Genomic DNA, 26,231 nt, shown 5'->3' with positions numbered 1-26,231 from the left:
TCAAACCCGGATTGCAACGCTGGCGTTCGTGAGCGGACTCATGGTGTTCTCCTCCCCGGCGGCCGGGTACCCGGCCTCGATACGGGAGGAGGAAATGTGCTGTTCGTCGTCATGGGCTGCTCTGTGGCTTTCGCACTGCTCGTCGTCGAGGTGGTCCACCGGCTGGTGCGCCGCTTCACCCACAGCGGCAAGATGTACCGGCCCGGCCAGGTGTTCGGCGCTCTGCTGGCCGCGCAGATAAGCCTCAGCGTGTACCCGGTCGACGCTCCGGTCGTGCTGCACGCGCTGGGCATCGCGTTGATCCTCGCCGGAGCGTGGTTGCTGGCCGCGCTCGTCAGCACCCTTGTGGACATTTCGCTGTCGCGGATCCGCACGGACGTCACGGACAACCGGCACGCGCGGCGGGTGCACACGCAGGTCACGCTGGTCCGGCGGCTGGTGCTGGTCGTCATCGGCGTGCTGGCGGTCGGCGCGATCCTGATGACTTTCCCCGGAGCACGGGCCGTCGGGTCGACCGTGCTGGCCTCCGCGGCGGTCATCGGTGCGGTGGCGGCGTTCTCCGCGCAGTCGTTGCTGGGCAACCTGATCGCGGGGCTGCAGATCGCGTTCAGCGACGCGGTGCGGCTCGACGACATCGTGGTGGTCGAAGGCGAGTGGGGACGGGTCGAGGACATCACGCTGACGTACGTGGTGCTGCACCTGTGGGACGACCGGCGCCTGGTGCTGCCGACCTCCTACTTCCTGAAGACCCCCTTCGAGAACTGGACCCGTACGCAGTCGGCGTTGCTCGGGACCGTCGAGATGGATCTGGACTGGACGGTGCCGGTCGAGGCGATGCGGCAGGAGATGCGGTCCATGTTGGAGGCCAGCGACCTGTGGGACGGGCGGGTGTCCGTGTTGCAGGTGACGGAGGCGACGCACGGGTTCGTGCGGTTGCGTGCGCTGGTCAGCGCGGCCGACGCCGGCAAGCTGTGGGACCTGCGCTGTCTCACGCGCGAGCACCTCGTCGACTGGGTGCAGCGCCAGCACGGCGGCTCGTTGCCGCAGGTGAGGACGCGGACGGTCACCGGCGCCAAGCGGCAGCAGCCGGCCAGCGACCAGCACACGGACGCTCGCGTGTTCGGGGAGAGCGCGGACGGGACGCTGCGGGAGCAAGCGTTTGCGGGACCGAAGCAGTAGTGGATGCCACCAGACTGACCACATGAGAACCGGAGATCAGGTCGTTCAGGGGCTGCCGTGGCGGTGGCGGGCGCAGGGGACGATCTTCATCATCGGCGGGCTCGGGTTCCTGTTCGACGCGTGGGACGTCACGCTCAACGCGTTCCTGATCCCGCTGGTCGCCGCCGAGTGGGGGCTCAGCCTGGGTGAACGCGGCTGGGTCGGCACGGCGAACCTGATCGGGATGGCGGTCGGCGCGTTCGTGTGGGGCTCGATCGCGGACACCATCGGGCGCAAGAAGGCGTTCAGCCTCACGATCGGCATGTTCTCGCTGTTCACCGTCCTGGGCGCCGCCTCGCCGGACTTCGTGACGTTCTGCGTGTTCCGGTTCCTGGCGGGCGTCGGGCTCGGCGGGTGCATCCCGGTGGACTACGCGCTGGTCGGCGAGTTCACCCCGGCCAAGGTGCGCGGACGGGTGCTGGCGGCGATGGACGCGTTCTGGCCGCTGGGCGCGACGCTGTGCGGGCTCACCGCGGTCTACCTCGCCGACCTGGGCAGCTGGCGGCTCCTCATGCTCACGATGGTGCTGCCCGCGCTGCTGCTGTTCTGGATCCGGCGGTCGATCCCCGAGTCACCGATGTTCCTGGTCGCGAAGGGCCGCACGGCAGAAGCCAAGAAGGTCATCGACGACCTCGTCGCGCGGACCGGGGCGCCGAAGGAGCAGTGGCGGCTGCCGGAGCCGCAGAACGTCCAGCGCCTCTCCGCCAAGGCGATGTTCACGCAGCTCAAGGACATCTGGCAGTACGACCCGAAACGCACGGCAGCGTTGTGGGTGCTGTTCCTCGCGGTGTTCCTGCTCTACTACGGCGCCGTCACGTGGCTGCCGAGCATCCTCAAGGCGCAGGGGTACGGGACGTACGCGGCGTTCATGGTCACGACCCTGACCGTCGCGGTGGGCATCGTCGCCGCGCTGGCCAGCGCCTGGCTGGTGGACGCGTTCGGGCGCAAGTGGGTGATCGCGATCAGCGCGCCCCTCGCGGCGGTCGCGCTCACGCTCTTCGCGGTGCAGCTGAACGTGGACTGGGCGGCCAAGGTGTGGATCACGCTGTTCGGGATGCTGATCCAGGTCACGATCCCGGCGCTGTACGCGTTCGCGCCCGAGCTCTACCCGACGCACCTGCGGGCCAGCGGGTTCGGGTGGGCGTCGACGGTCAGCCGGATCGGCGCCGGGTTCGTGCCCGTGCTGTTCGGGGCGCTGCTGTGGCCGCACCTGGGGCTGGCCTGGACGTTCGCGGTGATCGGTGCGGTGGTGGTCGCCGCGGTGGTCGTGATGATGTTCGCGGTGCCGGAAACCCGCATGCAACCGCTCGCGGAGCCCGTTCCGTCCTAGACCCATGAGAAGACCGCTCGCCGTCGCGTTTTGCGCGCTGGCTCTCGGTGGCTGTGGTACGAACGGGATCGAAACCGTGCCGTATGCGGAGGTCCCAGTCGTGTCTTCAGCCAAACCGGACAGGAACCGGATCGAGCAGGCAAAGCGCGACGGCCACCTCACCGTGCCACTGATGATCTCCGTGCAGCCGGGACGCGACAAGGAGGTCGAGCGGGCACTGACCGAGCTGGGCGCGACCGTCGAGTCGCGCGATCCCAGAATCGGCTACCTGCGCGCCGAGATGCCGGTCGACAAGGTGGAGGACGCGTATCTGATCACCGGCGTGTCCAGGGTGGACCTGGACGAGCCGCTCGGCAACAAGCTCCCTGAACCGTAGAAAGCCCCAGGATCTCGTGGACCCTGGGGCTTCCTACGTTGCTTCCAGCTACTAGCCGACTGCTTCGAACTGCTAGCTGACTGCCTGGACGATCACGGCACCGCGGCCGACGACGTTCTCGTCCGCCGTGCGCACCTCGAGCTCACCGCGCAGCACGCGGCCGGCACCGGGCTGGCCCAGCGGCGTGATGACGCCCGTGATGTTCCACGACGCACCGGCGGCGCGGTCGGCGTTGGTGTCGTTCACCGTCAGCGTGCCGAGAGCAGCCGAGGTGTAGACGTCGAAGTAGTCGTACTCCGTGGTGCCCGCGGGCACCGCGTAACCGTCCACCACGACGAGCCACGCGCCGGCCGCCGGGTTGGTCACCGTCACCGACTCCTCCGAGTCCGCGTCCGCCGACTGACCGGCGAGCACGCAGGCGCCCGTCGTGCAGTTGTACACGAACAGGTCGAGGTCAGCGCCCTGGTCGGAGGTCCTGCCGATCGTGGCGGTGAGCCGCGACGCGCCGGCGCCGACCGCGACCTGGTACTGCTGGGACGCCAGGTTCTCGATCGTCGGACGTGCCTGCTTCGCGCTGCCGACACCGCCCCCTGCGACACGGCCGTTGAACACGGCCTGCGTGTTCGAGACCGTGTAGCTGCGCTCGATCGGGGTGCCGATGGCCGCGGACGGGATGACGTCCGGGTTCGGGCTGATCGACGTGCCCAGCACGGACGCGGTCACCGAGTACGGCGCCACGTCGGCGTCGGAGGTGCGGCGCGCCTCGACCACGATCTCCCACACACCGGCCATCGGGTTCGCGACCGTGCGGCTGGTGGGGGTGCCGCCGGCACAACCGGCGCCCGCGTCCGGGTTGTAGCAGTTGGTCGAGCTGGTCACGTCGAGCGGCACACCCTGCGGGGTGAAGCGCAGGAAGCGGACCTGGCCCTTGCCCGCCTCGGCGCCACCGGCGGCCATGTCGATCTTCAACGCGCTCGTGCCCTTGGGCACGTTCACGAAGAGGCTGGTCGACTGGTTGCGCGCGATCGTGCCGGACTTGGTGGTCGAGAACTTGTTGGCGGCGTTGAAGTTCTCCGCCGCGAACACGGTGTTCAGCGTCTGCACGTCGACGCCGGGGGTCTCCGGGTTGTCGAGCTGCAGGACGGCGCTGTGCGCGCCCGCCGACTTCGCCTTGACCTTGACCGGGAACAGCACCGGCGTGTTCAGCGGCAGCCTGACCTTCTTCGCCGCGCTGAACGTGCCGTCGTTGCCCTTCCACGAGACCTTGTACGTCTCGTCGTCGTGGCCCGTGGTGCGGGTCAGCGTGTAGGTGCGGGTGTACTCCTGGCCCGCGGTCACGCCCTCGCGGTCGTGGATGCCGACACCGACGTTCGGGGTGGCCAGCAGTCCACTGAGGACGGTGTTGACCGGAACGGACGTGGTGACCTGGTCCGGCACGGAGTGCTTGTCCAGCAACCGCCACGCGGCGTTGGTGTTGAACAGACCGGCGCCCTGCTCGTAGGCACCGAGGGTGCTCACGAAGTTCGCGCTGCGCTGGATCGCGTAGCGCAGCTCGGCGCTGGTCGGCCGCTGGCCGTCGTGCGTGGCCTTGAACGCGCTCACGAGCAGCGCGGCGGCACCGGTCGCCTGCGGGGCGGCCATCGAGGTGCCGTTGAACATCGAGTAACCGGCCGGGAGCTCGTACGTGCCGGCCACCGGGCCGGGGCTCTGCCAGCGCGGCGTGGTGGAGATCGCCGAACCCGGCGCGACGATGTTCGGCTTGAAGCCGCCGTCCTCACGCGGGCCGCGCGACGAGAAGCCGTGCAGGTTCTGCTTCTGCGCGGTCTTCGAGCCGTAGTTGGAGAGCCAGGTCTCCCTGGTGATGTAGGAGCCGACGCTCACCGCGTCCGTGGCGACCGACGGGTCGCCGACGGTGTTCGCGCCCGCACCCGAGTTGCCCGCCGAGATGAAGATCTGGACGTTGTACTCGTTGATCGTGCGGTTGTAGAGCTCCGCACGGGCGTTGTTGCCGTCGTTGAGCGCCGGGAGGCCACCGATCGAGATGTTCACGACGTCGGCGCCGTTGCGCGCGGCGTAGAGGACACCGTCGATCAGACCGGAGCTGGTGCAGGACGGCGTGGTGAGGCACGCCTTGATGGACATCAGCTTCGCACCGGGCGCGGCACCGGCCATCTTGCCGTCGAACAGCTTGTGCGCCGCGGTGATGCCGGCGACGTGGGTGCCGTGTGCGGCCGAGATGCCCAGGTTGACGAACGGCGTGCCCGCGTTGTCGTAGATCGAGCGGTCGGTCTGCACGACGAACGCGATGCGGTCGATCACCGGGGTCGCGGGGTTGTCGGTGCCGAAGAAGCCGACGTCCTGCTTGACCTTGTAGTCGATCATCCGCTTGTTGTTGGTGAAGTTGCCGTCACCGTCGGTGTCGACGAAGACTTCCTTCGTCGTGATGTCCTGGATGACACCGAAGGAGTCGACGCGGTCACCGTCGCGGTTGATGTCGCCGCCGGTCTCGCTGCTGGCGAGGTTCAGGTCGCCCGCGGTCTCGCGGAAGAGGCCGAACGAGTACGGGCCGCCGGTGGCCGGCGCCGTGTACTCCTTGCCGCCCTCGGTGAACTTGCCGGTGCGGCCGGTCTTGGTCATGGTGACCCAGGTGCCGTCGCCGGAGTTCGTGGCGTTCGCGTTGTACCAGTCGATGATCTTGCGCTCACCGGTGCTGGTCGTCTGCAGGGCGGGCGTGTCCAGGTCGATGCCTGAGTCGATCACGGCGATCGTGGTGCCGCGGCCGTCCCACTTCGGGTGCGCGACGGCGAACTGCGCCGCCTGCGTGTCCTGCGTCGGCATGTACGGGTTGGTGCGCGGGGTCTTCGCGTCCGGCGCCTTCTGCGGCGCCGGGTTCTCCATGCCCTGCGGACGCGGGTCGTCGAGCGCGACGAGCCCGTCGACGTCGACCGTGCTGACCGAGGCGAGCTTGGCGGCCTTCTCCGCGTTGTCGCGCGGGATGGTCACCTTGACGTAGTCGACGTCCTTCTCGGTCTTCTGGACCGTGGCGCCGAGCGCCTTGAGGTCGTTGACGGCGGCGTCGGTCTTGCCGTCCTCGGCGGCGACCAGCAGGTCGACGGTCGGCCGGCCCTCGCGGGCGGCCTCGTCGACGAGCTCGCGGTCCTTCTTGTCCAGCTGCTTGTCAGCGGCCGGCTGCTCTTGGGGAGCGTTCTGCGCGATCGCAGGGGTGGCGGCGAAGCCGAACCCGGCAGTGCCCAGCACCGCGGTCAGCAAGACCGTTCCGGTGCGGCGTCTCCAGTTCTTCACGGCGCATGTGCCCTTCGTGGGGTAAAGAGTGCTCCGAAGCACATCTCTTCACCTCGCGAGGGGCAATCGTCTTCCCGGAGTATTTTCCGGATCCACATTGGACTGTTCAGCGGCTTGAATGGGCACGCTTTTAGTGCTGCACGTTTCTTTTCCATCACGGAACGAGCAACCGCCCTCCAGTCAAGGGCTGATAGAGGGGAATGTCAAGACTGCGTCAACGGTGAACGACCGTGGCCTGTAACAGGATCCCGTAAGCAGACGATGCACTGATCGTTATTTCAGCGCAATAGCGAACGCAATCGCGACCGCAGGCGCCGGACGATCCCCGGCTCGGCCACGAGGGCCTTGGGCCGCGCTCCACACTTGCCGCAGTCGCCGCGATGAGCCCTCAGTGCCTGCTGGAGTTCCGTCACGTACTGCGCGGTCCGTTCGGGCACCGAGTCCTTTTTGACCGAGAGCAGGCTCAGCTCGGTCAGCGTCGTGGTGCCGCGGCGGAGCTTCAGCGCCGGCGCGATGGTGTGGAAGAAGATCAGGTTCCGGCGCCGCCGGGGTTCGACCGCCTCGACGTCGCACCACTCGACGGTGGTCTGGTGGTCGAGGCCGTTCGACGTGACGCCCTGCGCGGTGACATCGGTGCCCAGTTTGAACGTGCGCCACGCCACCGTGCCGCCCATCAGGAACCACAGGCCGCCGAAGACGTAGCCGTACCACGGGCCGTCCACCATCGCGATCGGCCCGGCGGCGGCCACGGCGGCACCGAGGCCGAACAGAACCCACCTCCACCTGGTGTGCATTTCTCCCTCCTGTTCACCCGATCAGGGCGCATGGCCTTCTTCTCTTCAGACGTCTGAGGGCCTTGCCTCGTTGAGTGACACCGTTCGGCGGGACTGAGAACTGTTCAGGCGCTACCTTGCGCGCATGGACCTGAAGCCGGTCGCCGACGAGCTCTACGGGCTGCCCCCGAAGGAGTTCACCGCGGCCCGCAACGCCGCGGCCAAGCAGACCGACGACAAGCACCTCGCGAAGGCCATCGCCGACCTGCGCAAGCCGACCGTGGGTGCCTGGGCGGTCAACAAGCTCGTCCGGGACGCGCCCGAGGGCCTGAACGAGGCACTCGGCCTCTCCACGGCGCAACTGACCATGCGGGAGCTCGGCCGCAAGCGCAAGGAGCTGCTGGAGGCGCTGGTCTACCGCACGCTGGAGCTGACGGGACCGCTCGCGGACGACGCCGTCACGCAGGTGCGCAACACGCTGACGGCCGCGATGGCCGATCCCGAGTCCGCCGAGCAGGTGCGGCAGGGGCACCTCACCAAGGCGCTCGAGTACTCGGGGTTCGGGTTCGCGCTGCCGGTGCCCGAACCGGAGCCGGACGACGGCGAGGACGCGCTCGCGCGCAAGCGCCGGGAGCGGCAGGAACGCAAGCGGGCCGAGGCGCAGCAGGCGCTGGACGAGGCCGAGCAGGCGCTCGGGGAGGCCCAGGCCGACCAGCTGGCGGCTCAGCGGGCGTTCGACCGGGCCGCGGAACGGCTGGAGGACGCCAAACGGGTCACCTCGGCCGCGGAGAAGGCCCGCAAGGCCGCGGAACGCAAGCTCAACGATCTGAGCTAGAACGGTCGAGCGTGCCCCACTCCCGTGAGTGCTGGGCGTCGACCATCTCCTCGCACTCCTCCAGCGCGCTGTCCGCGACCCAGGCGAGCGGCTGGTCGCACCGGACCAGGGGCTCGTTGTCGGGGCCCCTGCCCACCTCGGCGCCCCGCAGCACCCACGCCCGGACGTCCGGACCCCGCAGGTCGCGCAGGTGCCGGTAGTCGAAGAGCCGGCGCGCCACCCACAGCTCGCGGGAGCGGTCCTCCCACCACGGTTCGATCCGCAACGGGCTCGCGGACAGCCCCGGCAGCTCGACGCCGGTCAGCGAGTCGCGCGAGGTCGACGCGGCGTCCGCGTCCGGTCCCTTCGACCAGCGCACGTAGACGTCGTCGCCTACGAAGCCGACCAGTTCGGCGATGCTCGTGATCGTCGGGAGTTCAACCGTCACGCCAGGTGACGTACCCGGCCGGACCTGAAGGAAACCTGAAGGAATTGAGCCTGGTCACAGTCAAAGCCGACCGGAACACCGCCAGCCGGTTGTACGTTCAACAATGTGGTTGGCCGCGGGCGCTCGAGCTGCGCGCCAGGGCCATCCGGCACCCCCAGGCCGGAAAGCCCTTCCGCAGGCGTCGCGTGCTCGCGCCGCGGTCAACCCGCCGTCGACCGGCACCCGGCAAGACCCCCCTTTCACCGGTAGTGACGGTCGGCGGCACTTTCAGCCAGGCAGGTTGTACTGGTCGTGGCGCTCGTAGAAGGCCTTCAGCTCGTCCGGACCGAGGTTCTTCGCGTCCCGCACCTCCAGGAAGAAGTTCTCGCGGGCGATCCCAGGTGAGAACAGGATCAGCATCCGCACGGGCGCGTCGCTGTCGTTGCGGAACGCGTGCGGGCGGTTCGGCGGCACGTAGAGGAAGTCGCCTTCGCCGCCCTTGATCCACTCGTCGCCGTCGAACAGCGTGATCTCGCCTTCGAGCACGTAGAACGACTCGGAGAAGGTCTTGTGGAAGTGCGGGCGGGCGCCCGGCTGACGGGCCTCCATCCGCCACTCGAACAGGCCGAACTCCCCGTTCGTCACCGAGCCCGGTGCCACAAAACGCGTGGTCCTGGTCGTGAACCCGACCTCGGAGACCGGTCGGAACGTCATGCATCCTCCCCAGAAAGTGAACTTGATTCAGGTCTCGTCTGTGACCAGCGATGGACCTAGACTCGCCCGATGGCACATGACGCGGATGTCATCGTCGTCGGCGCGGGCCTCGCAGGTCTCGCCGCGACCGCAGAACTCGCGGACGCGGGTCGCAAGGTCATCCTCCTCGACCAGGAGCCGGAGGCGTCGCTCGGCGGCCAGGCCTGGTGGTCGTTCGGCGGGTTGTTCCTGGTGGACACCCCAGAGCAGCGCAGGCTCCGGGTCAAGGACTCGCACGACCTGGCGCTGCAGGACTGGATGGGCTCGGCGGCGTTCGACCGGGAGAGCGACCACTGGCCACGCCTGTGGGCAGAGGCCTATGTGGACTTCGCCGCCGGGGAGAAGCGCTCCTGGCTGCACAACATGGGGGTGCGCTGGTTCCCGTTCGTGCAGTGGGCGGAGCGCGGCGGCTACCTGGCCGACGGGCACGGCAACTCGGTGCCGCGCTTCCACGTCACGTGGGGCACCGGACCGGGCATCGTCGAGCCGTTCGAGCGCCGGGTGCGGGAGGCCGTCGCGAAGGGACTCGTGACGCTCAAGTTCCGGCACAAGGTCACGAGCGTCAACGTCACCAACGGCGTGTGCGACGGCGTGTCCGGCGACGTGCTGGAGCCGTCGTCGGCCGGCCGGGCCGAGCCCAGCTCCCGGACCGTCGTCGGCGACTTCTCGCTGAGCGCGCAGGCCGTGATCGTCACGTCCGGCGGCATCGGCGGCAACCACGACCTGGTGCGCAGGAACTGGCCCGAGCGGATGGGCAAGCCGCCGAAGTTCATGCTGTCCGGCGTGCCGGACTTCGTGGACGGCAGCATGATGGAGATCACGCAGAAGGCCGGCGGCGCGATCATCAACGCCGACCGCATGTGGCACTACCCCGAGGGCATCGCGAACTACGCGCCGGTGTGGTCGCGGCACGGCATCCGCATCCTGCCCGGCCCGTCACCGCTGTGGCTCGACGCGGACGGCAAGCGGCTGCCGATCCCGCTGTTCCCCGGCTTCGACGCGCTGGGAGCGTTGCAGCACATCACCGCGAACGGCCACGAGCACTCGTGGTTCGTGCTGAACAAGAAGATCATCGGCAAGGAGTTCGCGCTGTCGGGCTCCGAGCAGAACCCGGACCTGACGGGCAAGGACACGAAGGCCGTCCTCAAGCGCGCACTGCCCGGTGCCGTCGCGCCGGTGGAGGCCTTCGCCCAGAAGTCCAAGGAGTTCATCCAGGCCGGCACCGTCGCGGACCTGGCACGCGCCATGAACGCGCTGACCGGCGACTCGCGGATCGACGCGGCCGCACTCGAGAAGACGATCGTCGAGCGCGACCGCCAGGTGACCGCGGGTCTGAGCAAGGACATGCAGGTCAACGCGATCCGCTCGGCACGGCACTTCCTGACGGACAAGCTGATCCGCGTCGTCGAACCGCACCGGTTGCTCGACCCGAAGGCCGGTCCGCTGATCGCCGTGCGGCTGTCGGTGATCACCCGCAAGACGTTGGGCGGCCTGCACACCGACCTGTCGTCGCGGGTGCTCGACACGTCCGGCGAGGTGCTGCCGGGCCTCTACGCCGCCGGTGAGGCCGCCGGGTTCGGTGGCGGTGGCGTGCACGGATACCGCGCCCTGGAAGGAACCTTCCTCGGCGGCTGCCTGTTCTCCGGCCGCGTGGCCGGGCGTTCGGCGGCGGAGGCGACGGCCTAGCGGCGACGCGATCGACTTCGGCGGGTACGTGGTCGAACCGGTGCGCGGGGAAGCCACGAAGCGCGGACCGGGTACCCGCCGTTGTCCGATCTGGAGACTGATCACTGACCATTGGCGCGCTGGCCGTTCAGCACGGTGATTCGCTGGTTCAAAAGAGTGAATTCGTGGCCGAAACACCTACTCCCAGGCGGAAAAGCGGGTTCGGTTGGACAAGTAGTGACTGATCAGTAAGCTTTCCTGCTGGACCCACACCGGTGGTGGTACCGCACGGGCTGTCGCCCGCCGGCCGAAACCGGCGGAAGTGGGTCGCGCAGGCGTATCGATTGGCGCCCGAAGATCGATCGGCAGATCACACCGGTCCCCACGAATGGCCAGCTGAGCTGAATGAACATGGTCGACAGCCGAGAGCCTGCCGTTCGCTGGGCGGCGGCGATCTCCGCCACCCTCGCCGCGGACGTCACGCGCGAGCAGCTCGAGCAGCTGCTCCGCGGGTACGTCGAGCAGCTGCTCAGTGGTGGCGTGCGCGAGGCGCGGCAGGTCGGCCGGTCCATGGCCGGGAGCGACTTCACCTCGGCCACGCTGGAGCAGACGCTCACGCACCTCGGTGAGCACACGCCGGTCACGTCGGCCCAGCTCGGCGCGCTCGCCGCCGGGTACGCGGAGGGGCTGCGCGACCACACCCTCGACCAGCAGCAGATCAGCCGCACGGCCGCGATCGACACGATGCGCCGGGCCGAGGCCGCGGTGAGGGCGAGCGAGGCCAAGTTCCGGGCCGTCTTCCACAGCTCGGCGTTCGCGATCATCGTGAGCGACCTCAAGGGCGAGCTCATCGACGTCAACGAGGCGTTGCTCGCGATGCTCGACTACCGGCAGGCCGACCTGGCCACGATGAGCGGCCGCGACCTCGTGCACCCGGACGACAGGGCCGGGCTGCGGGAGCTCGCGAAGCAGCTGATCGCGTCCGACTTCGACAACATCAGGGTCGAGAAGCGGATGATCCGCAGCGACGGCGAGACCATCCAGGCGCACATGGCGATCTCGCTGGTGCGCGAGGAGGAGGACGCGCCGCCGTACTTCGTCACGATGATCGAGAACATGAACGAGATGCGCGCGTTGCAGACGCAGCTCGTGCGGCAGAGCCTCAACGACATGCAGACCGGCCTGCCGAACCGGGCGCAGTTCCTCGGCTGGCTCGAAGGCGCGACCGGGTCGAAGGGCCCCGGCACGCTCGCCCTGGTCCAGGTCGACATCGACGGGTTCCGCGGCGTGAACGACGCGTTCGGGCACGACGCGGGCAACCGGGTGCTGACGTACGTCGCGACGCACCTGCGGGCGGTGTTCGGTGAGACGGTCGGCAAGGTCGCGCGCATCGGCGCGGACGAGTTCGGTGTCCTGATCAAGGACCCGCACGACGTTCCCGGCGTGATCGCGCTCGTCGAGGAGTTCACCAGCCGGCTGGAGGAGCCGATCTGGATCAATGGGAACGGCATCGGCGTGACGACGAGCGTCGGCATCGTGGCACGGGCGGCGCGCGGCGGTGACGCGGTCGACCTGTTGCGCGCGGCGGACGTCACGGTCGGGTGGGCCAAGCGCGACGGCAAGGCGCAGTGGGCGTTGTACGACAAGGAACGCGACCTGAGCGACCAGATGAAGTACGCGCTCGCCGCATCCGTCCCCGGTGCGCTGGAGGAGGGCCGGATCAGGGTCGACTACCTGCCGGTCCGCTCGCTGCACGACGGTTCGGTGCTCGCCCTCGAGGTGAAGGTCGTCTGGGACCACCCCGAGCACGGGATGGTGTGCCCGGACGTGTTCATCGACCAGGCGACGAGCAACGGCATGATCGTCCGGCTGTGGCAGTGGGCGCTGGCGGAGGCGTGTGAGCGGGCGAGCCGGTGGTACCGGGCGCTGGGCGACCGCGCACCGGTGTTGTCGATCGATCTGCCGCCGCGGCTGTGCCAGGAACCCGAACTGGTCGCCGAAGTCGTCCGCGTGCTGGACCGCAGCGGCCTGCCCGCGTCGTTGCTGCGCTTCGAGCTGCACGAACACCTGCCGGCGGTGCTGAACGAGGTGCAACGGGAGGAGCTGACGATCCTCGCCGAGCACGGCATCGGTCTCGTGCTGGACCAGGTGAACGGCGGCAACGTCGGCGTCGACCGGCTGCGCCTGCTGCCGCTGACCGGCGTGAAGTTCACCGGCAGCGTCGTGCACGGCCTGGACGCCGGCGCGGACCGGATCGACGAGAGCGCTTCGGTGGCGTTGCTGACGTGGGCGTCGATCCTGGGCGTGCCGCTGTTCGCCGAGGAGGTGCGGAGTCCAGCGGAGGCGTCGCGGCTCGCGGAGCTGGGCGTCACGGGCGGACAGGGACCGTACTTCGGGCTGTCGCTGCCGGCCGCGGAGGTCTCGGCGCTCCTTCTCACGTAATTCTTATCAGGCTTTCTTTGGCTGTTCGCACAGGTTGCTCACATGATGGGCGTCCATCGTGGAGTCATGACCGAGCAGAGCTTCCCCGCGATGAGCGGGTCACTGGTGGAACCGCAGCCCGCCGTTGCCCCGGCGCCGAAGTTCTGGCGCCGCACCGCCCCCATGGTGACGGCGGCGGCGCTCGTCGCCGGGCTGTTCGGAGGCGTCACCGGCGCGGTCGTCGCCTCACCCGACGCGACCCCCACCTCCACCGTCACGGCGCAGACGATCTCCAACACGTCCACACTGGACTGGAGCGCCGTCGCCTCGAACGTGCTTCCCTCCGTGGTGCAGGTGAACGTCGGCGACGGCCTCGGCTCCGGCGTGATCCTCTCGGCGGACGGCAGGATCCTCACCAACAACCACGTCGTCGCCTCCGCCGGCGGCCAGGTCACCGTCAAGTTCAACGACGGCCGCGAGGTCCCGGCCACCGTCGTCTCCACCGACCCTGCCTCGGACCTCGCCGTGCTGCAGGCGAACGGGGTGTCCGGCCTGACGCCGATCAAGTGGGCGGACTCGGGCTCGGTGAAGGTCGGCGACGCCGTGATGGCCATCGGATCGCCGTCGGGCCTGCAGGGCACCGTCACGACCGGCATCGTCTCGGCCCTGGACCGCCAGGTGACCGTGCCCGGTGAGACGCGGCGCTCACAACCCGTGTCGTACCAGGCGATCCAGACCGACGCGTCGATCAACCCCGGCAACTCCGGCGGCGCGCTGGTGAACGCGGCCGGTGAGCTGATCGGGATCAACTCGGCGATCTACTCGCCGGCGTCGAGCAGCGGTGAGGCGGGCAGCGTGGGGATCGGGTTCGCGATCCCGTCCAACCAGGCGAAGCAGATCGTGGACCAGCTCAGCTAGCTGGTCCAGAGCGCCGAGATCGGCAAGCAGGTCATACCGTTACCGAAGCTGCCCGAGAACTCACCGCTGTAAAGGACGAAACCTGCGTGGAACCGTTCACCAAGTTTGCGTTGCAAGAGGCGTAGGCCGCGGAAGTCCTCCGCCCGTACCGTTTCCGCGGCCTTGACCTCGATGCCGATCACTCGCCCAGTTCTGTCCTCCAGCACCGCGTCGACCTCGTACTGGTCGCGGTCGCGATAGTGGTACAGGGTGGCCAGCGTCTCCGACCACGTCAGCTGACGAGCCAGTTCGCCCAGTACGAAGTTCTCCAGCAGTGCGCCCTCGTCCGCGCCCAAGTGCGCCGACAGTCCGGAGTCGACGAAGAACACCTTCGGAGTCGCCACCGCGCGGGTTGTGGCGTTGGCAGACCAGGCGGGTACCGTCCGAACCAGGTAGATCGTTTCCAGAATCTCCACGTAACGCTTGACGGTTCGCGCACTGATTCCGAGTTCGCCTGCGAGCCGGTTGAAGCTCAGCAAGCCGGCCGTCTGCGCTGCGAGCAACGACACCAGTTTTCGCATGTCGCTCACCCGGTCGATGTCCGCGACCTGTTTCACGTCTCGCATCATCAGGTCAGAGAGGTAACTCTCGAAGAACTTGGTGCGACGGCGGGGACTGTCACGGTGCAGTGCATCGGGATAACCACCCCGCCTCGCGCGAGCCAGGTAGTCCTTCTTGCGCGACTCGCTCTGAGCGGCTCGGAGTTCTGCCCCCAGCGCGAAGGCCGAGTCGACGAAACCATCTGATGTGCCATCGATCTCGCCTTGCGAAAGCGGCCACAGTTCCACCGTTTCCGAACGGCCGGGCAGAGCGTCCGGCAACTCACGCAGGGCCAGCAACCTGGCCGACCCGGTGAGGAGGAACTGCCCAGGCCGCGGATCCCGATCAACCACGTGCTTGATCTCGAGCCACAGGTCCGGAACGCGCTGTACCTCGTCGATCAACAACAGTCCCTCGTGACGAACGAAGGCCCCTGGATCAGCTTCGGCCATCGCACGCACTGGCCCCTGGTCGAGATAGCGGGCGGCTCCGTCGTTGTGGAGAAGCATCTTCTCAGCCAGCGTGCTCTTGCCGACCTGGCGGGCACCGTTCAACACCACCACACGGGTGTCCAGCAACGCCTCCGCAACAAGCTCCGCCGCACGTCGAGGCACATAGCAAACAGCTTCTCGCACCGCTCCATGATACTGATCGACTGCACATCTGCCGAAGCAGAAACTTCACATCTGCCGAAGTGCTGACTTCACATCTGCCGAAGATCAGCCTTTCGATCTGCCGATGACCACGCTTTAGATCTGCCGAAGATCAGAGTTCGGCGCGATCCCGTCCAACCAGGCGAAGCAGATCGTGGACCAGCTGAGCTAGGCGATCACGTCGAACGTGCACTTGGCCCCTGGAGCGGAGGCCAAGCGCACGTCACACGTGATCAGCGTGGCACGAAGCTGCTCGGCCAGCGCGACATACGCGGCGTCGTACGGGGTGATGTTGTCGCGCAGCTCCCACATGCGGGACAACAGCGGCGCCAACGGCATTCGCCTCACCGGCAGGCCTGCCAGGTGTTGTAGCGCGGACGGTGCCGATGCCGCCAGCGCCCGGCTGTTCCGCGCCATCGTCCGCAGAGCGGAGGCGACCTCGACGTCGAGATGTGCGGGCGCGAACAACGCGTGTCCGGCAGCCATCCGATCAACGGTCTGCTGACGTCGAGGATCGTCAGCCGAGTAGAACGCCGCCAGGACGGACGCATCAACCACTGCCAGGCTCACGAGGCGTCCCGCGCCTCACGCACCGCCGCGGTCGCATCCTCCAGCGTGACGCCTGTCCCTCCTGGCGGCTCGTAGGTCGCGAGGTAGTCGCTGATGTTCAGCACCTGGGCAACCTCGGTCAACCTCTCGACGACGAAGGCGTTCAACGACTGGTGGCTTGCCGCGGCGCCGTCAGCCAGCGCCGTGTAGACCTCGTCCGGCACATCTCTCAGGTTCATCCGCTTCATGGTGCCATTATGGCACCAACGACCCCGATCGGGGCATCACCACAGAATTGCCGCAGGTCAGGGCCGCGACCAAGGCCGCGGCCCGGCAACGATCAGGACAGCCAGTCCGGCCGCAACGGCATGTGCGACCTCGTCCCGTCCAGCCTCACCCCGAGCACCTGGTGCAGCTGGATGTTGTTGCGGTCGAACCCGAGCCGCGACGCCGCCAGGTACAGCCGCCACACCCGAGCCCGAGCCTCGCCCACCTCCTCCACGGCCTCGTCCCAGTGCGCCTCCAGGTTGCGGCCCCAGGCGGCGAGGGTCAGCGCGTAGTGCTCACGGATGTTCTCCTCGTGCCGCACCTCGAAGCCGGTGTCGTGCATCAGGGACACCAGGTGCCCCGGCCCGACCAGCTCGCCGTCCGGGAACACGTACCGGTCGATGAACGGCCCGGACAACGCCCGCTGCTTGTTGTCCGGACGGGTGATGCAGTGGTTCAGCAGGCGGCCGCCCGGCTTCAGCTTCCGGTACAGCGACGCGAAGTACGCCGGCAGCTTGGCCTTGCCGATGTGCTCGGTCAGGCCGATCGACGACACCGCGTCGAACCTGGTCTCGCGCACGTCGCGGTAGTCGATGTGGCGCACCTCGGCGAGGTCGGACAGGCCGGCCTCGACGATCGCCTTCTGCGCCCACTCCGCCTGGTTGCGCGACAGCGTGACGCCGATCGCGCGCACGCCGTACTCGCGCGCGGCGTGCATGACCATGCCGCCCCAGCCGCAGCCGACGTCGAGCAGCTTCATGCCGGGCTTCAGCCCCAGCTTGCGCGCCACCAGGTCGTGCTTCTCGAACTGGGCCTGTTCCAAAGTGGACTCCACCGAGGGGTACACCGCGCAGGTGTAGGCCATCGACGGGCCGAGGATCCACTCGTAGAACTGGTTCGAGACGTCGTAGTGGTGCGCGATGGCCTGCTGGTCGCGGGCCTTGGAATGGCGCAGGCCGCGCAGGCGCGTCTCCTGTGGTGGCGGAGCGACCTTGTGCGACAGGCGGATCCGTCCCAGGAACCGGAGCAGCTCCACCCGTTGCAGCCACGGGAGCTCTCGCAGCGAGAACTCCGAGAGCTGGGCGAGACCCGCGTGCACGTCACCGAGGATCTCCAGGTGACCTGTCACGTAGGCGCGGGCGAGGCCCAGTTCACCGGGCGCGGAAGCCAGGTAGGACAAGGCTTCCGGCGTTCTGATATCGATGGACACCGGCGCCGCGGAAGGCCCGGCGGTACTGCCGTCGTAGGCCTGGAAGCGAACGTCGCTGCCACCTGTGATGCGCTGGAAAATGGAGGCCAACCGCATTCATCGTCCCCTGACACACTTGGCGTACAGATCAGGCAGGCGGTTCGCCTGGTCGTACCGGGCCTTCACCGACCGGTAGTGCGAACCGTTGTAGTGCCGCCAGAACTCGTCCTCGGTGTAGTACGAGTCCGAGTACAGCGACTTGTGGCCGCCCAGCCGCGCCACCTCGCGCTCGATCAGCCGGTTGCGGTCACCCATCTTCTCCCCCGGACGCACCGGGATCTCCGACCAGAACCCGACGTTGACGTACAACGTGTCCGCGTCCATCGGGTACAGCGGCCAGCCCGTGGTGTCGCGCAGGCGGACCGGGCACAGCCACACCGGCGAGATGCCGATCTCGCGGTCGAAGAAGTCGAGGAAGTCGGCCAGGCCGGCGACGGGGATCTCCACGTCCTGGATCACCGGCTCGACGTCGACCCTGGGCCGCAACCGCCGGTGCTTCGCGACCAGCTTCCGGTAGACGTCCGAACGCAGGTACCGCTTCGGCCACATGCGACGGACGACCGGGTGCTGCGCGCCGAACGCCCGTGAGCACCAGAACCAGTCGGTGTCCCAGCGCCACAGGTAGTCGTGGATCGTCAGGTGGTCCGTACGGCGTTTCTGGATGGACCGGTAGTAGATCTGGTTACCGGTGTAGTCGGACGTGTACGGCGCGATGTCGGCGTAGTGGCCCAACGTCAGGTACATCTCGCCACGGGAGAAGACCGTGCCGTCGACGAAGTCCGCCGAGCCGTCCGCGCAGACCTCCTCGATGACGGCGGCGCACTCCTCGAAGGACCCGAACGGCACGTGCCGCAGCCGGACGTACTGGCGCACCGGCTCCAGTTCGATCTCCAGCCGCAGCGCGTAGCCGAGGGTCCCGTAGGAGTTGGGGAACGCGCGGAACAGGTCGTCGTCCGGTTTGGAGACGACCACCTCGCCGTCGCCAGTGAGGATCTCCAGTTCGCGCACGGACTCGTGCGGCAGTCCGTTGCGGAAGGACGTGGACTCGATGCCGAGTCCCGCCACGGCTCCGCCGATGGTGATGGTTTTGAGCTGCGGCACCACCAGCGGCATCAAGCCGTGGGGCAGTGTCGCGGCGACGAGGTTCTCGTAGGTGGTCATGCCCTGCACCTGTGCGGTGCGTCCGCCCGGGTCCACCGACAGGACCCGGTCGAACCTGCCGACGTCGAGCCCGCCGGACTGGTCGGCCCGGAACCGGAAGAGGTTCGACGTCTTCTTCGCGAGCCGCACCGGCGCACCTTCGCGCATCGCGGCGTACTGCGCGCTCAACGCAGCCACGGCCGAGCTGTGCCCATGGTCACTCACGCCGACGACGCTATTCCTCGTCCGCGCCGTTGGCACGCTCAAAAGCCCGAATGGGCCAGCGATCCGCCGCTGCACCCTGCCCAAAGTTACTTGCGAGTAGTAACGTGCGGGGCATGGCTACGCACGAGGTGACCAACCAGGTGCCGCCGCTGAGCGGTCACGACGTCGCGGCCGACCCGGCCCTGCTGAGCTGGGTCGACGATGCCGAACTGCACTCGTTGGGGCGGCTCGCGGGCAGCCACGAGTGGCAGGAGCGCGGGCGGCTCGCGAACGCCTACCCACCCGTGCTGCACACGCACGACCGGTATGGGAACCGGATCGACGAGGTCGAGTTCCACCCTGCGTGGCACGAACTGATGAATGTCGCCGTTTCGCACGGTTTGCACGCCTATGTCGACGGTGAGCACCTCAGCAGGGCGGCCAGGTTCTACGTGTGGTCGCAGACCGAGGCCGGCCACGGATGTCCGATTTCGATGACTTACGCGGCCGTGCCCGCTTTGCGCGTGGCGCCCGAACTGGCCGAGGTCTACGAACCCCTGCTCACCGCGCGGACCTACGACTTCGGGCTCAGGCCACCGCTGTCCAAGCAGGGCCTGATCGCCGGTATGTCGATGACCGAGAAGCAGGGCGGGTCGGACGTCCGCGCGAACACCACGGTCGCGACGCCGGTCAGCGACGGGTACCTGCTCACCGGCCACAAGTGGTTCACCTCGGCACCCATGTCGGACGTGTTCCTGACGCTCGCGCAGGCGCCCGGTGGCCTGACGTGCTTCCTCGTGCCGCGGGTGCTGCCGGACGGCACGCGCAACCGGTTCTTCCTGCAGCGTCTGAAGGACAAGCTGGGCAACAAGTCCAACGCCTCCGCCGAGATCGAGTACGACGAGGCGTTCGCGCACCGGATCGGCGACGAGGGCCGCGGCGTGCGGACGATCATCGAGATGGTCAACATGACCCGCCTGGACTGCGTCCTCGGCAGCGCCGCGGGCATGCGCGCCGGACTCAGGCAGGCCGCGCACCACGCCGCGCACCGCAAGGCGTTCGGGAGCTACCTGATCGACCAGCCCGCCATGCGCAACGTGCTGGCGGACCTCGCGGTCGAGTCCGAGGCGGCGACCACGACCGCGATGTGGCTCGCGCGGCACCGGCCGCGGCTGGGGCTCGCGGTCACCAAGTACTGGGTCTGCAAGCGCGGTCCGGTGCACGCCGCCGAGGCGTTGGAGTGTTTGGGTGGCAACGGGTACATCGAGGACAGCGGGATGCCACGGCTGTTCCGCGAGTCGCCGCTGATGTCGATCTGGGAGGGCTCCGGTAACGTCGCCGCGCTCGACGTCCTGCGCGCGATGAAGAAGGAACCCGAGTCGGTGCAGGAGTTCCTCGCCGACGTCAGCGGGGTCGACCAGCGGATCGACCAGGCGTTGAACGAGCTCGGCACCGCGCTGTCCGATGTGGACGAGTCACAGGCACGCCGGATCGTCGAGAGGATGGCGCTGATCCTGCAGGGTGCCCTGCTGGTCAAGCACGGGCACCCCGCCGTCGCGGACGCGTTCCTCGGCTCACGGCTCGCCGGCGACTGGGGAGTCGCGTTCGGCACGCTCCCCAGGTCCACCGACTTCGCCGCGATCATCGACCGCGCCGTCCCCAAGGTCTAGGCCGGGCAGCCGTTGGCCTGGCGCGGCGAGTCCGCGCCGTACAGGTCGCCGGTCAGGTACACGCACGTGGGCTGCTGTTCGAAGTCGTGGATGTCGTTGATCTCTAGAATCGTGAAGTTCCGCCGCTCACCCACCCGCGACGCGCTGAAGTCAGTGCGTCCGGTGGCGCCGTGGGACTTCAGCTCGCGAAGCTCCCCGCCGATGGCGCCGCGGTGCGGGGTGTGACCCGCCAGGCGCGACTGGGCGTTGCGCACGGCGTCGAGGAAGAGCCCTGCCGCGTCGTAGGCGACACCCATGTGCTCACCCGGCCAGGGCTTGGCCGGCTTGTCCTCCGGAGGCAGCGGGGAAGCCTGGATCTCCTGAGCCAGCCTGCTGTAACCGGCGCAGAACGCGTACAACGGCAGGCCACCGCGCGCGTTCTCATCCAGTTTGCCCTCCACACAGGCCTTGCCGGCGAGCACCACGAGCCCGGCCATGCTCACGTAGGACACGCGCATCCCGGCCAGCGAGTCGTGCATACGGCTGCCCTTCTGCGCGATGAACCGGATGATCGCGTCGTCGGCGACGATGCGCGGCAGGCGGTTCTTGTCGTAGCAGTCCTTGCCGATCGCCCGCAGGAACTCGCCGAAGTCCTCCTCGCGGCCGGCGAAGAACACCAGTTCGCTGGAGTGGTCCTTGACGCACTGCGACGGCAGTTCCTGAGGGCTCCTGGACCACGGGACGGCCTGGTAGAGCACCGCCGCGTTCGCCAGCTCCTTGCCCAGCACGTTGACCAGGTCGTCGAGGTAGACGTCACCCTGCCCCAACGGTGGGTGGTAGATCGTCACGTTGGTCGCGCCGACGTGCTGCGCGTACCGCCGGACGAGATCAGCCTGCCTGACGTTGCCGGGGATCAGCTGGAAGTACATCGCCGAACGGCCCGGCAGCGACGCCTCGGTGAGCGTGGTGCCGACGGTGGGCATGCCCAGCGATCCGAGCTCGGTGATGACCACCTGCGTCTCCGCGACACTGCGGTCGAGCCCGACCACACCGATGATGCTCCGATCTCGCTCCAGCAACGGGGTCAGCATGTCCCGCAGCACCTCGGGCGCGCGCCCCATCATCGCGCCGCCGTTCGCGATCACGATGCGCAGCAACGGCTCCGAGCGCGACCTGGCGTTCTGCTGCTGCTGTTTGAGCAGCATGCCCTCGAGCTCCTCGGCCCTGGAGTGGTCGGCGTCGGGGTTGGTGTCGCGATGGGTGAGGCTGGAGAAGTAGAGCAGCGAGACGAACGGGCGGCCGGGATCGGCTTCATGCAGCCGTTCCGCCTCCTCGTTCTGCGCGAACACCGCCCGCTGCGTCCACCGCAGCCGCTCGTTCGAGCCGAACACCTGGCTGCTGTTGTCGCTGTAGCCCACGCATTCGACGTTGCCGTCGACGTCCATCAGCCGGGTCGACACGCCGGGCAGGACGGCGGAGCCGACGATCGAGCAGTTCGCCTCGATATGGTTCTGCACGGTCACGAACCCCGGCACCAGCAACACGACGGCGACCGCCGCGATGATCGCCTCCAGCCGCCGCGACCGCGCGAGCCACCGCACCGGCGCCGCCTGGAACGCGGGCGTGCCCTTCCACTTCTTCCGGTCCGGGCTCGGGAACGGCAGTTTGATCATGAGGTAGCGGGCGTCCGGCGCGAGCATCTGCCGTTTGCGCGGCAGCTCCTCGCGCCACGTCGTCAGCGCCTCCGCGATCTCCTCCGGCGCGACCGGCGTGGTCCCGAGCCGCTGCGACAGCGCCGGCTGGACCGAGCTCGCCGCGATCACCAGCAGCGGGTCGAGCTCGCCGGTCTCGTTGCGGACGTCGTTGATCAGCTCCAGCAGCTCCCAGCCGCCGTTGTCCTCCGTGACGCCGTCGAGCAGCACGGGGATGTAGGCGGTGCGCCGCCAGCCGGCCCGGCGCGGCAGGAACCGGGAGCGCCGCCGGTACGCGATCCGCAGGTCCTCCAGGAACGCGTGCACGAGCAGCAGCTTGATCTGCTCGGTGTTCTCCGACTCGCGCCTGCCCAGCGTGAGCCGCTCGGCGAACCCGAGGAACTCGATGGAGTGGTTGGGCAGCGCGAAGTTCTGCCCGCGCATGAACCACTTCGACTCGCGCGCCAGTCCCGGCACCCGCTTGCCGAGCCACCGGAAGCCCGCCTTGCTGCCCACCCACGCGACCAGCCCGAGCCCCAGCCTCGTCACAAGGTTCGGGATGAACGCGTCGACGGCCCGGTTGAGCGCCTCGCCGTTCTCGGCGGTCCGGCCGGTCCACTGCCGCAGCAGCTCGATGACGCTCGCGCGGTCGTCGCGCCCCGGCTTGCGCGGCAGCCGCTTGCTCGTGAGCCAGTCGACGAGCCGGTAGTGGTCGAACCGCGTCAGCCGTTCGGTGCCGACGTGGACCTCCGACAGCCGATGGGACAACACGTCCAGCAACGGCAGCAGCGGCGGAGTCTCGCGCGCTTCCGGTGGCCATCTTTTGTCCACTTCCGCGCTCACCGCGGACACGTCGACATAGGCGTGCGGTATTGCCGGACGGCCCTCGTCGAGCTTGTGCTCCAGCGCGTGCAGAAATGGCGTCGGACTGGCTTCGCTCTCCAGGTAGAGAAGCGGAAGTGGCTGGTCACCGACCACTTCCTCGGTCTTGCTCCGGTAGAAGAACCCCGGCCGGTCGCACAGACCGTGAATGACCTCGAGAAGAACATGCAAACCTGGGAAAACGGGTTCGGTCCGACTACCTGTCATCTGCACCCTCACACTCGTGCGGAAGGCAAACGACGGTAGCCGGACTCAGTCATTTGGACCGGCGGTTTCGAACTTTTTAGACGGATCGGGCTAAAGGCCCAGCTCGCGGGCGATCAGCATCTTCTGCACCTCGGAGGTGCCCTCGCCGATCTCCAGGATCTTGGCGTCGCGGTAGAAGCGGCCGACCGGGTACTCGTTCATGAAGCCGTAGCCGCCGAAGATCTGCGTGGCGTCGCGGGCGTTGTCCATCGCCGCCTCGGACGACACGAGCTTCGCGATGGCCGCCTGCTTCTTGAACGGCTCGCCGCGCAGCATCCGGGACGCCGCCTCGTAGTAGGCCAGCCGTGCCGTGTGGACGCGGGCCTCCATCTCGGCGATCTTGAACTGGATCGCCTGGTACGTGCCGATCTTCGCGCCGAACGTCTCGCGCTCGTGGGCGTAGCGGACCGACTCGTCCACGCAGCCCTGGGCCAGGCCGACCGACAGCGCGGCGATGGCGACGCGGCCCTCGTCGAGCGTGCGCAGGAACTGGGCGAAGCCGCGGCCGCGCTCACCGAGCAGGTTCGCGGCGGGCACCCGGCAGTCCTGGAAGGACAGTTCGCGGGTGTCCGAGGCGCTCCAGCCGACCTTGGAGTACTTCTTCGACACCGTGAAGCCCGGGGTGCCGGACGGAACGATGATCGACGAGATCTCCTTGCGGCCGTCGGGCCGCGTGCCGGTCACGGCGGCGACCGTCACCAGGCCGGTGATGTCCGTGCCGGAGTTCGTGATGAACGCCTTGGTGCCGTTGATGACCCACTCGTCGCCCTCGAGGCGTGCGGTGGTGGCCAGCGCGGCCGCGTCGGAGCCGGAGCCGGGCTCGGTGAGACCGAACGCGCCGAGCTTCTGGCCGGACGTCAGCGACGGCAGCCATTCGGCCTTCTGCTCGTCGGTGCCGAAGCGGTAGATGGGCATGGCGCCCAGCGAGGTCGCCGCCTCCACCGTGATCGCGACCGACGAGTCGACGCGCGCGAGCTCCTCCAGCGTCAGGCACAGGGCGAAGTAGTCGCCGCCCATGCCACCGTGCTCCTCCGGGAACGGCAGGCCGAGCAGGCCCATCTGCCCCATCTTCGCGACGATCGGGTACGGGAACTCGCAGCGCTCGTAGTAGTCGCCGATGACCGGGGCCACCTCGTCGCGAGCGAACTCCTCGACGGTCTTGCGCAGGTCCTCGTACTCGCTCGGGAGCCTGAAGTCCACCATTGCTGTCACTCCTCGTGAGAGACGACGAGGGCCAGTACCTGGTCGAGTGCGACCTGCTGGCCTGCCTGAACGTTCACTTCGGCGAGCACGCCGTCGACCGGTGCGGTCACGGTGTGCTCCATCTTCATGGCCTCGACCACGAACAACGCCTGACCGGCGGTCACTTCCTCGCCCTGCTGGGCTCGCACGACCAGCACGGTTCCCGGCATCGGCGACTTCACCGGGCCACCGGAGGCGGCGGCGCCGCCGGCGGCGCCGACCAGGAACTCGGCCTCGGTCAACGCCCACGAGGCGCCGTCGTGGCCCAGCCACAGCACGTCGCCGTCGCGGGCCATCGCGTACCGCCGCGAGCCGACGAGCAGGTCGGCGCCTTCCCGGCGGGCCTTCGCGCGGACCGGTTCTCCAGCGCCCACGACGACTTCGTCCCCGCGCACACGCACGTCGACGTCATTGATCCGCCAGGTCGTCCACGCGTGCTCACCGACGCGCCAGCCGCTCAGCTGGTCCCACGGGTCGTCGCCCCGCGGTTCCAGCGACCGCTCCAGGCCGGCCGCCACGTACACGTCGTCCGGGATCTCCGCCGTGGTCAGCGAGTCCAACTTCCGTTCGACCAGACCGGTGTCCAGCGCGCCGGAACGCACGTCCTCGTCGCGCAGGAGTGCGCGCAGGAACGGGATGTTCGTCGTGACGCCGAGCAGCACCATCCGGCCCAGCGCGTGGTCCAGGCGCCGCAACGCTTCCTCGCGGGTGCGGCCGTGCGCGATCACCTTGGCGAGCATCGGGTCGTAGTCCGAACCGACGACAAGTCCCTCGTACAGACCGGAATCGACGCGGACGTCCGTCGGCTCGCTCAACGCCAGCACACGGCCGCCGGTCGGCAGGAAGCCGCGCGACGGGTCCTCGGCGTAGACGCGTGCCTCGACCGAGTGGCCGTTCAGCTCGATGGTCAGGTCGAGCTTCTCGCCCGACGCCACCCGGAGCTGCCACTCGACGAGGTCGACGCCCGTGACCATCTCGGTCACCGGGTGCTCGACCTGCAGCCGGGTGTTCATCTCCATGAAGAAGTAGTCGCCGGACGCACCGTCCACAATGAACTCGACGGTGCCCGCGCCGACGTACCCGACGGACTTCGCCGCGTCGACCGCGGCGGAACCCATCGCCTCGCGCATCTCCGGCGTGAGGAACGGCGACGGGGCTTCCTCGATGATCTTCTGGTGCCTGCGCTGGAGGCTGCACTCGCGTTCGCCGAGGTGGATGACGTTGCCGTGCGCGTCGCCGAGGACCTGGATCTCGATGTGGCGCGGGTTCGTGACGAACCGTTCGATCAGCAGCGTGTCGTCACCGAACGACCCGCGCGCCTCCCGCCGTGCCGACTCGATCGCCTCGCGCAGCAACGGTTCCTCGTGCACCAGCCGCATGCCCTTGCCGCCGCCGCCCGCGGAGGGCTTGATCAGCACCGGAAAACCGATCTCCAGTGCCGCGTCGACGATCTCGTCGTCCGACATGCCCTCGCGAGTGCGTCCCGGCACGACCGGCACGCCCGCCGCCGACACCGTCAGCTTCGCGCGGATCTTGTCGCCCATCGCGTCGATCGCCGACGCGGGCGGGCCGACGAACACGATCCCCGCGTCGGCGCAGGCCGCCGCGAACGCCGTGTTCTCGGCCAGGAATCCGTAGCCGGGGTGGATCGCCTGCGCGCCGGTGGAAAGAGCGGCCGCAACGATCTTCTCGATGGACAGGTAGCTTTCGCGGGCGGCCGCAGGGCCGATCCGCACGGCCTCGTCGGCCAGCCTGACGTGCAACGCCTCGGCGTCCGCGTCGGAGTACACGGCGACGGAACGGATCCCGAGCGACCGCAACGCGCGGATCACCCTGACCGCGATCTCCCCGCGGTTCGCCACCAGAACGCTGTCGAACATGA

Annotated in this window: 20 protein-coding genes; 8 read left to right on the top strand and 12 right to left on the bottom strand. The window is 68.5% G+C overall.

Translation table 11 applies throughout. The annotated features are described in order from the left end of the window. The first annotated feature begins 96 nt into the window (after window positions 1-96). From ACRSBM_RS01945 to ACRSBM_RS01935, 3 genes are all read left to right on the top strand, one after another. A complete protein-coding gene (locus ACRSBM_RS01945; protein ID WP_434439007.1) occupies window positions 97-1,179 on the top strand; it encodes a mechanosensitive ion channel family protein in 1,083 nt (360 codons plus the stop codon). 22 nt (window positions 1,180-1,201) lie between these two features. After that, window positions 1,202-2,548 carry an MFS transporter gene (locus tag ACRSBM_RS01940; RefSeq protein ID WP_434439004.1) on the top strand — a complete coding sequence of 449 codons (1,347 nt, stop codon included), beginning with the start codon at window positions 1,202-1,204 and terminating at the stop codon, window positions 2,546-2,548. Between the two features lie 100 nt (window positions 2,549-2,648). Further along, a complete protein-coding gene (locus ACRSBM_RS01935; protein ID WP_434439001.1) occupies window positions 2,649-2,924 on the top strand; it encodes a hypothetical protein in 276 nt (91 codons plus the stop codon). 72 nt (window positions 2,925-2,996) lie between these two features. On the opposite strand, the gene ACRSBM_RS01930 is transcribed toward ACRSBM_RS01935, so the two are convergent. Beyond that, on the bottom strand, window positions 2,997-6,227 hold the full coding sequence (locus ACRSBM_RS01930) for a S8 family serine peptidase (protein WP_434438998.1): 3,231 nt from the start codon (window positions 6,225-6,227) through the stop codon (window positions 2,997-2,999). 278 nt (window positions 6,228-6,505) lie between these two features. Further along, on the bottom strand, window positions 6,506-7,021 hold the full coding sequence (locus tag ACRSBM_RS01925; RefSeq protein WP_434438996.1) for a hypothetical protein: 516 nt from the start codon (window positions 7,019-7,021) through the stop codon (window positions 6,506-6,508). Between the two features lie 124 nt (window positions 7,022-7,145). Between ACRSBM_RS01925 and ACRSBM_RS01920 the strand changes: the two genes are divergently transcribed. Beyond that, on the top strand, window positions 7,146-7,835 hold the full coding sequence (locus ACRSBM_RS01920) for a hypothetical protein (protein WP_434438994.1): 690 nt from the start codon (window positions 7,146-7,148) through the stop codon (window positions 7,833-7,835). On the opposite strand, the gene ACRSBM_RS01915 is transcribed toward ACRSBM_RS01920, so the two are convergent. Both ACRSBM_RS01915 and ACRSBM_RS01910 read right to left on the bottom strand, forming a co-directional pair. Next, window positions 7,819-8,262: a DUF6098 family protein gene (locus ACRSBM_RS01915; protein WP_434438992.1), complete on the bottom strand. Its 444-nt coding sequence runs from the start codon at window positions 8,260-8,262 to the stop codon at window positions 7,819-7,821. The two genes, ACRSBM_RS01920 and ACRSBM_RS01915, sit on opposite strands and share 17 nt — an antisense overlap. A gap of 267 nt (window positions 8,263-8,529) precedes the next feature. Next, on the bottom strand, window positions 8,530-8,955 hold the full coding sequence (locus ACRSBM_RS01910) for a cupin domain-containing protein (protein ID WP_434438990.1): 426 nt from the start codon (window positions 8,953-8,955) through the stop codon (window positions 8,530-8,532). Window positions 8,956-9,024: 69 nt separating this feature from the next. On the opposite strand from ACRSBM_RS01910, the gene ACRSBM_RS01905 reads away from it, so the two are divergent. The 3 genes from ACRSBM_RS01905 (at window position 9,025) to ACRSBM_RS01895 (ending at window position 13,998) form a co-directional block, all read left to right on the top strand. After that, on the top strand, window positions 9,025-10,680 hold the full coding sequence (locus ACRSBM_RS01905) for an FAD-binding dehydrogenase (RefSeq protein ID WP_434438988.1): 1,656 nt from the start codon (window positions 9,025-9,027) through the stop codon (window positions 10,678-10,680). A gap of 390 nt (window positions 10,681-11,070) precedes the next feature. Continuing rightward, a complete protein-coding gene (locus ACRSBM_RS01900; protein ID WP_434438986.1) occupies window positions 11,071-13,101 on the top strand; it encodes a putative bifunctional diguanylate cyclase/phosphodiesterase in 2,031 nt (676 codons plus the stop codon). 66 nt (window positions 13,102-13,167) lie between these two features. Further along, entirely contained in the window at window positions 13,168-13,998 is an 831-nt protein-coding gene (locus tag ACRSBM_RS01895) for a S1C family serine protease (protein ID WP_434438984.1), read from the top strand. On the opposite strand, the gene ACRSBM_RS01890 is transcribed toward ACRSBM_RS01895, so the two are convergent. The 5 genes from ACRSBM_RS01890 to ACRSBM_RS01870 all read right to left on the bottom strand — a co-directional run bounded on the left by ACRSBM_RS01890 (window position 13,995) and on the right by ACRSBM_RS01870 (window position 18,660). Then, complete coding sequence (locus tag ACRSBM_RS01890) at window positions 13,995-15,212, bottom strand: ATP-binding protein (RefSeq protein ID WP_434438982.1); 1,218 nt, start codon at window positions 15,210-15,212, stop codon at window positions 13,995-13,997. The two genes, ACRSBM_RS01895 and ACRSBM_RS01890, sit on opposite strands and share 4 nt — an antisense overlap. Before the next feature lie 186 nt (window positions 15,213-15,398). Next, window positions 15,399-15,788 carry a type II toxin-antitoxin system VapC family toxin gene (locus tag ACRSBM_RS01885; RefSeq protein WP_434452928.1) on the bottom strand — a complete coding sequence of 130 codons (390 nt, stop codon included), beginning with the start codon at window positions 15,786-15,788 and terminating at the stop codon, window positions 15,399-15,401. Window positions 15,789-15,796: 8 nt separating this feature from the next. After that, entirely contained in the window at window positions 15,797-16,018 is a 222-nt protein-coding gene (locus ACRSBM_RS01880) for a hypothetical protein (RefSeq protein ID WP_434438980.1), read from the bottom strand. A gap of 101 nt (window positions 16,019-16,119) precedes the next feature. After that, entirely contained in the window at window positions 16,120-17,352 is a 1,233-nt protein-coding gene (locus tag ACRSBM_RS01875) for a class I SAM-dependent methyltransferase (protein WP_434438978.1), read from the bottom strand. Continuing rightward, a complete protein-coding gene (locus ACRSBM_RS01870) occupies window positions 17,353-18,660 on the bottom strand; it encodes an FAD-binding oxidoreductase (protein ID WP_434438976.1) in 1,308 nt (435 codons plus the stop codon). 113 nt (window positions 18,661-18,773) lie between these two features. Here ACRSBM_RS01870 and ACRSBM_RS01865 point away from each other — a divergent pair, with 113 nt between their 5' ends. Further along, a complete protein-coding gene (locus ACRSBM_RS01865) occupies window positions 18,774-20,309 on the top strand; it encodes an acyl-CoA dehydrogenase family protein (protein ID WP_434438974.1) in 1,536 nt (511 codons plus the stop codon). Here the strand turns inward: ACRSBM_RS01865 and ACRSBM_RS01860 are convergent. The 3 genes from ACRSBM_RS01860 to ACRSBM_RS01850 all read right to left on the bottom strand — a co-directional run bounded on the left by ACRSBM_RS01860 (window position 20,306) and on the right by ACRSBM_RS01850 (window position 26,229). Beyond that, entirely contained in the window at window positions 20,306-23,032 is a 2,727-nt protein-coding gene (locus ACRSBM_RS01860; protein ID WP_434438972.1) for a hypothetical protein, read from the bottom strand. The two genes, ACRSBM_RS01865 and ACRSBM_RS01860, sit on opposite strands and share 4 nt — an antisense overlap. A gap of 126 nt (window positions 23,033-23,158) precedes the next feature. Continuing rightward, window positions 23,159-24,310, bottom strand: coding sequence for an acyl-CoA dehydrogenase family protein (locus ACRSBM_RS01855; protein ID WP_434438970.1), 1,152 nt, complete (start codon window positions 24,308-24,310; stop codon window positions 23,159-23,161). A gap of 5 nt (window positions 24,311-24,315) precedes the next feature. Next, window positions 24,316-26,229, bottom strand: coding sequence for an acetyl/propionyl/methylcrotonyl-CoA carboxylase subunit alpha (locus tag ACRSBM_RS01850; RefSeq protein ID WP_434438968.1), 1,914 nt, complete (start codon window positions 26,227-26,229; stop codon window positions 24,316-24,318). Between the last annotated feature and the right edge of the window lie 2 nt (window positions 26,230-26,231).

The sequence above is a fragment of the Lentzea xerophila genome, assembly GCF_051094245.1.
Taxonomy (GTDB): Bacteria; Actinomycetota; Actinomycetes; order Mycobacteriales; family Pseudonocardiaceae; genus Lentzea; species Lentzea xerophila.
Note: the sequence above shows the minus strand (reverse complement) of the source record. Positions and strands in the feature narration are given on the sequence as shown.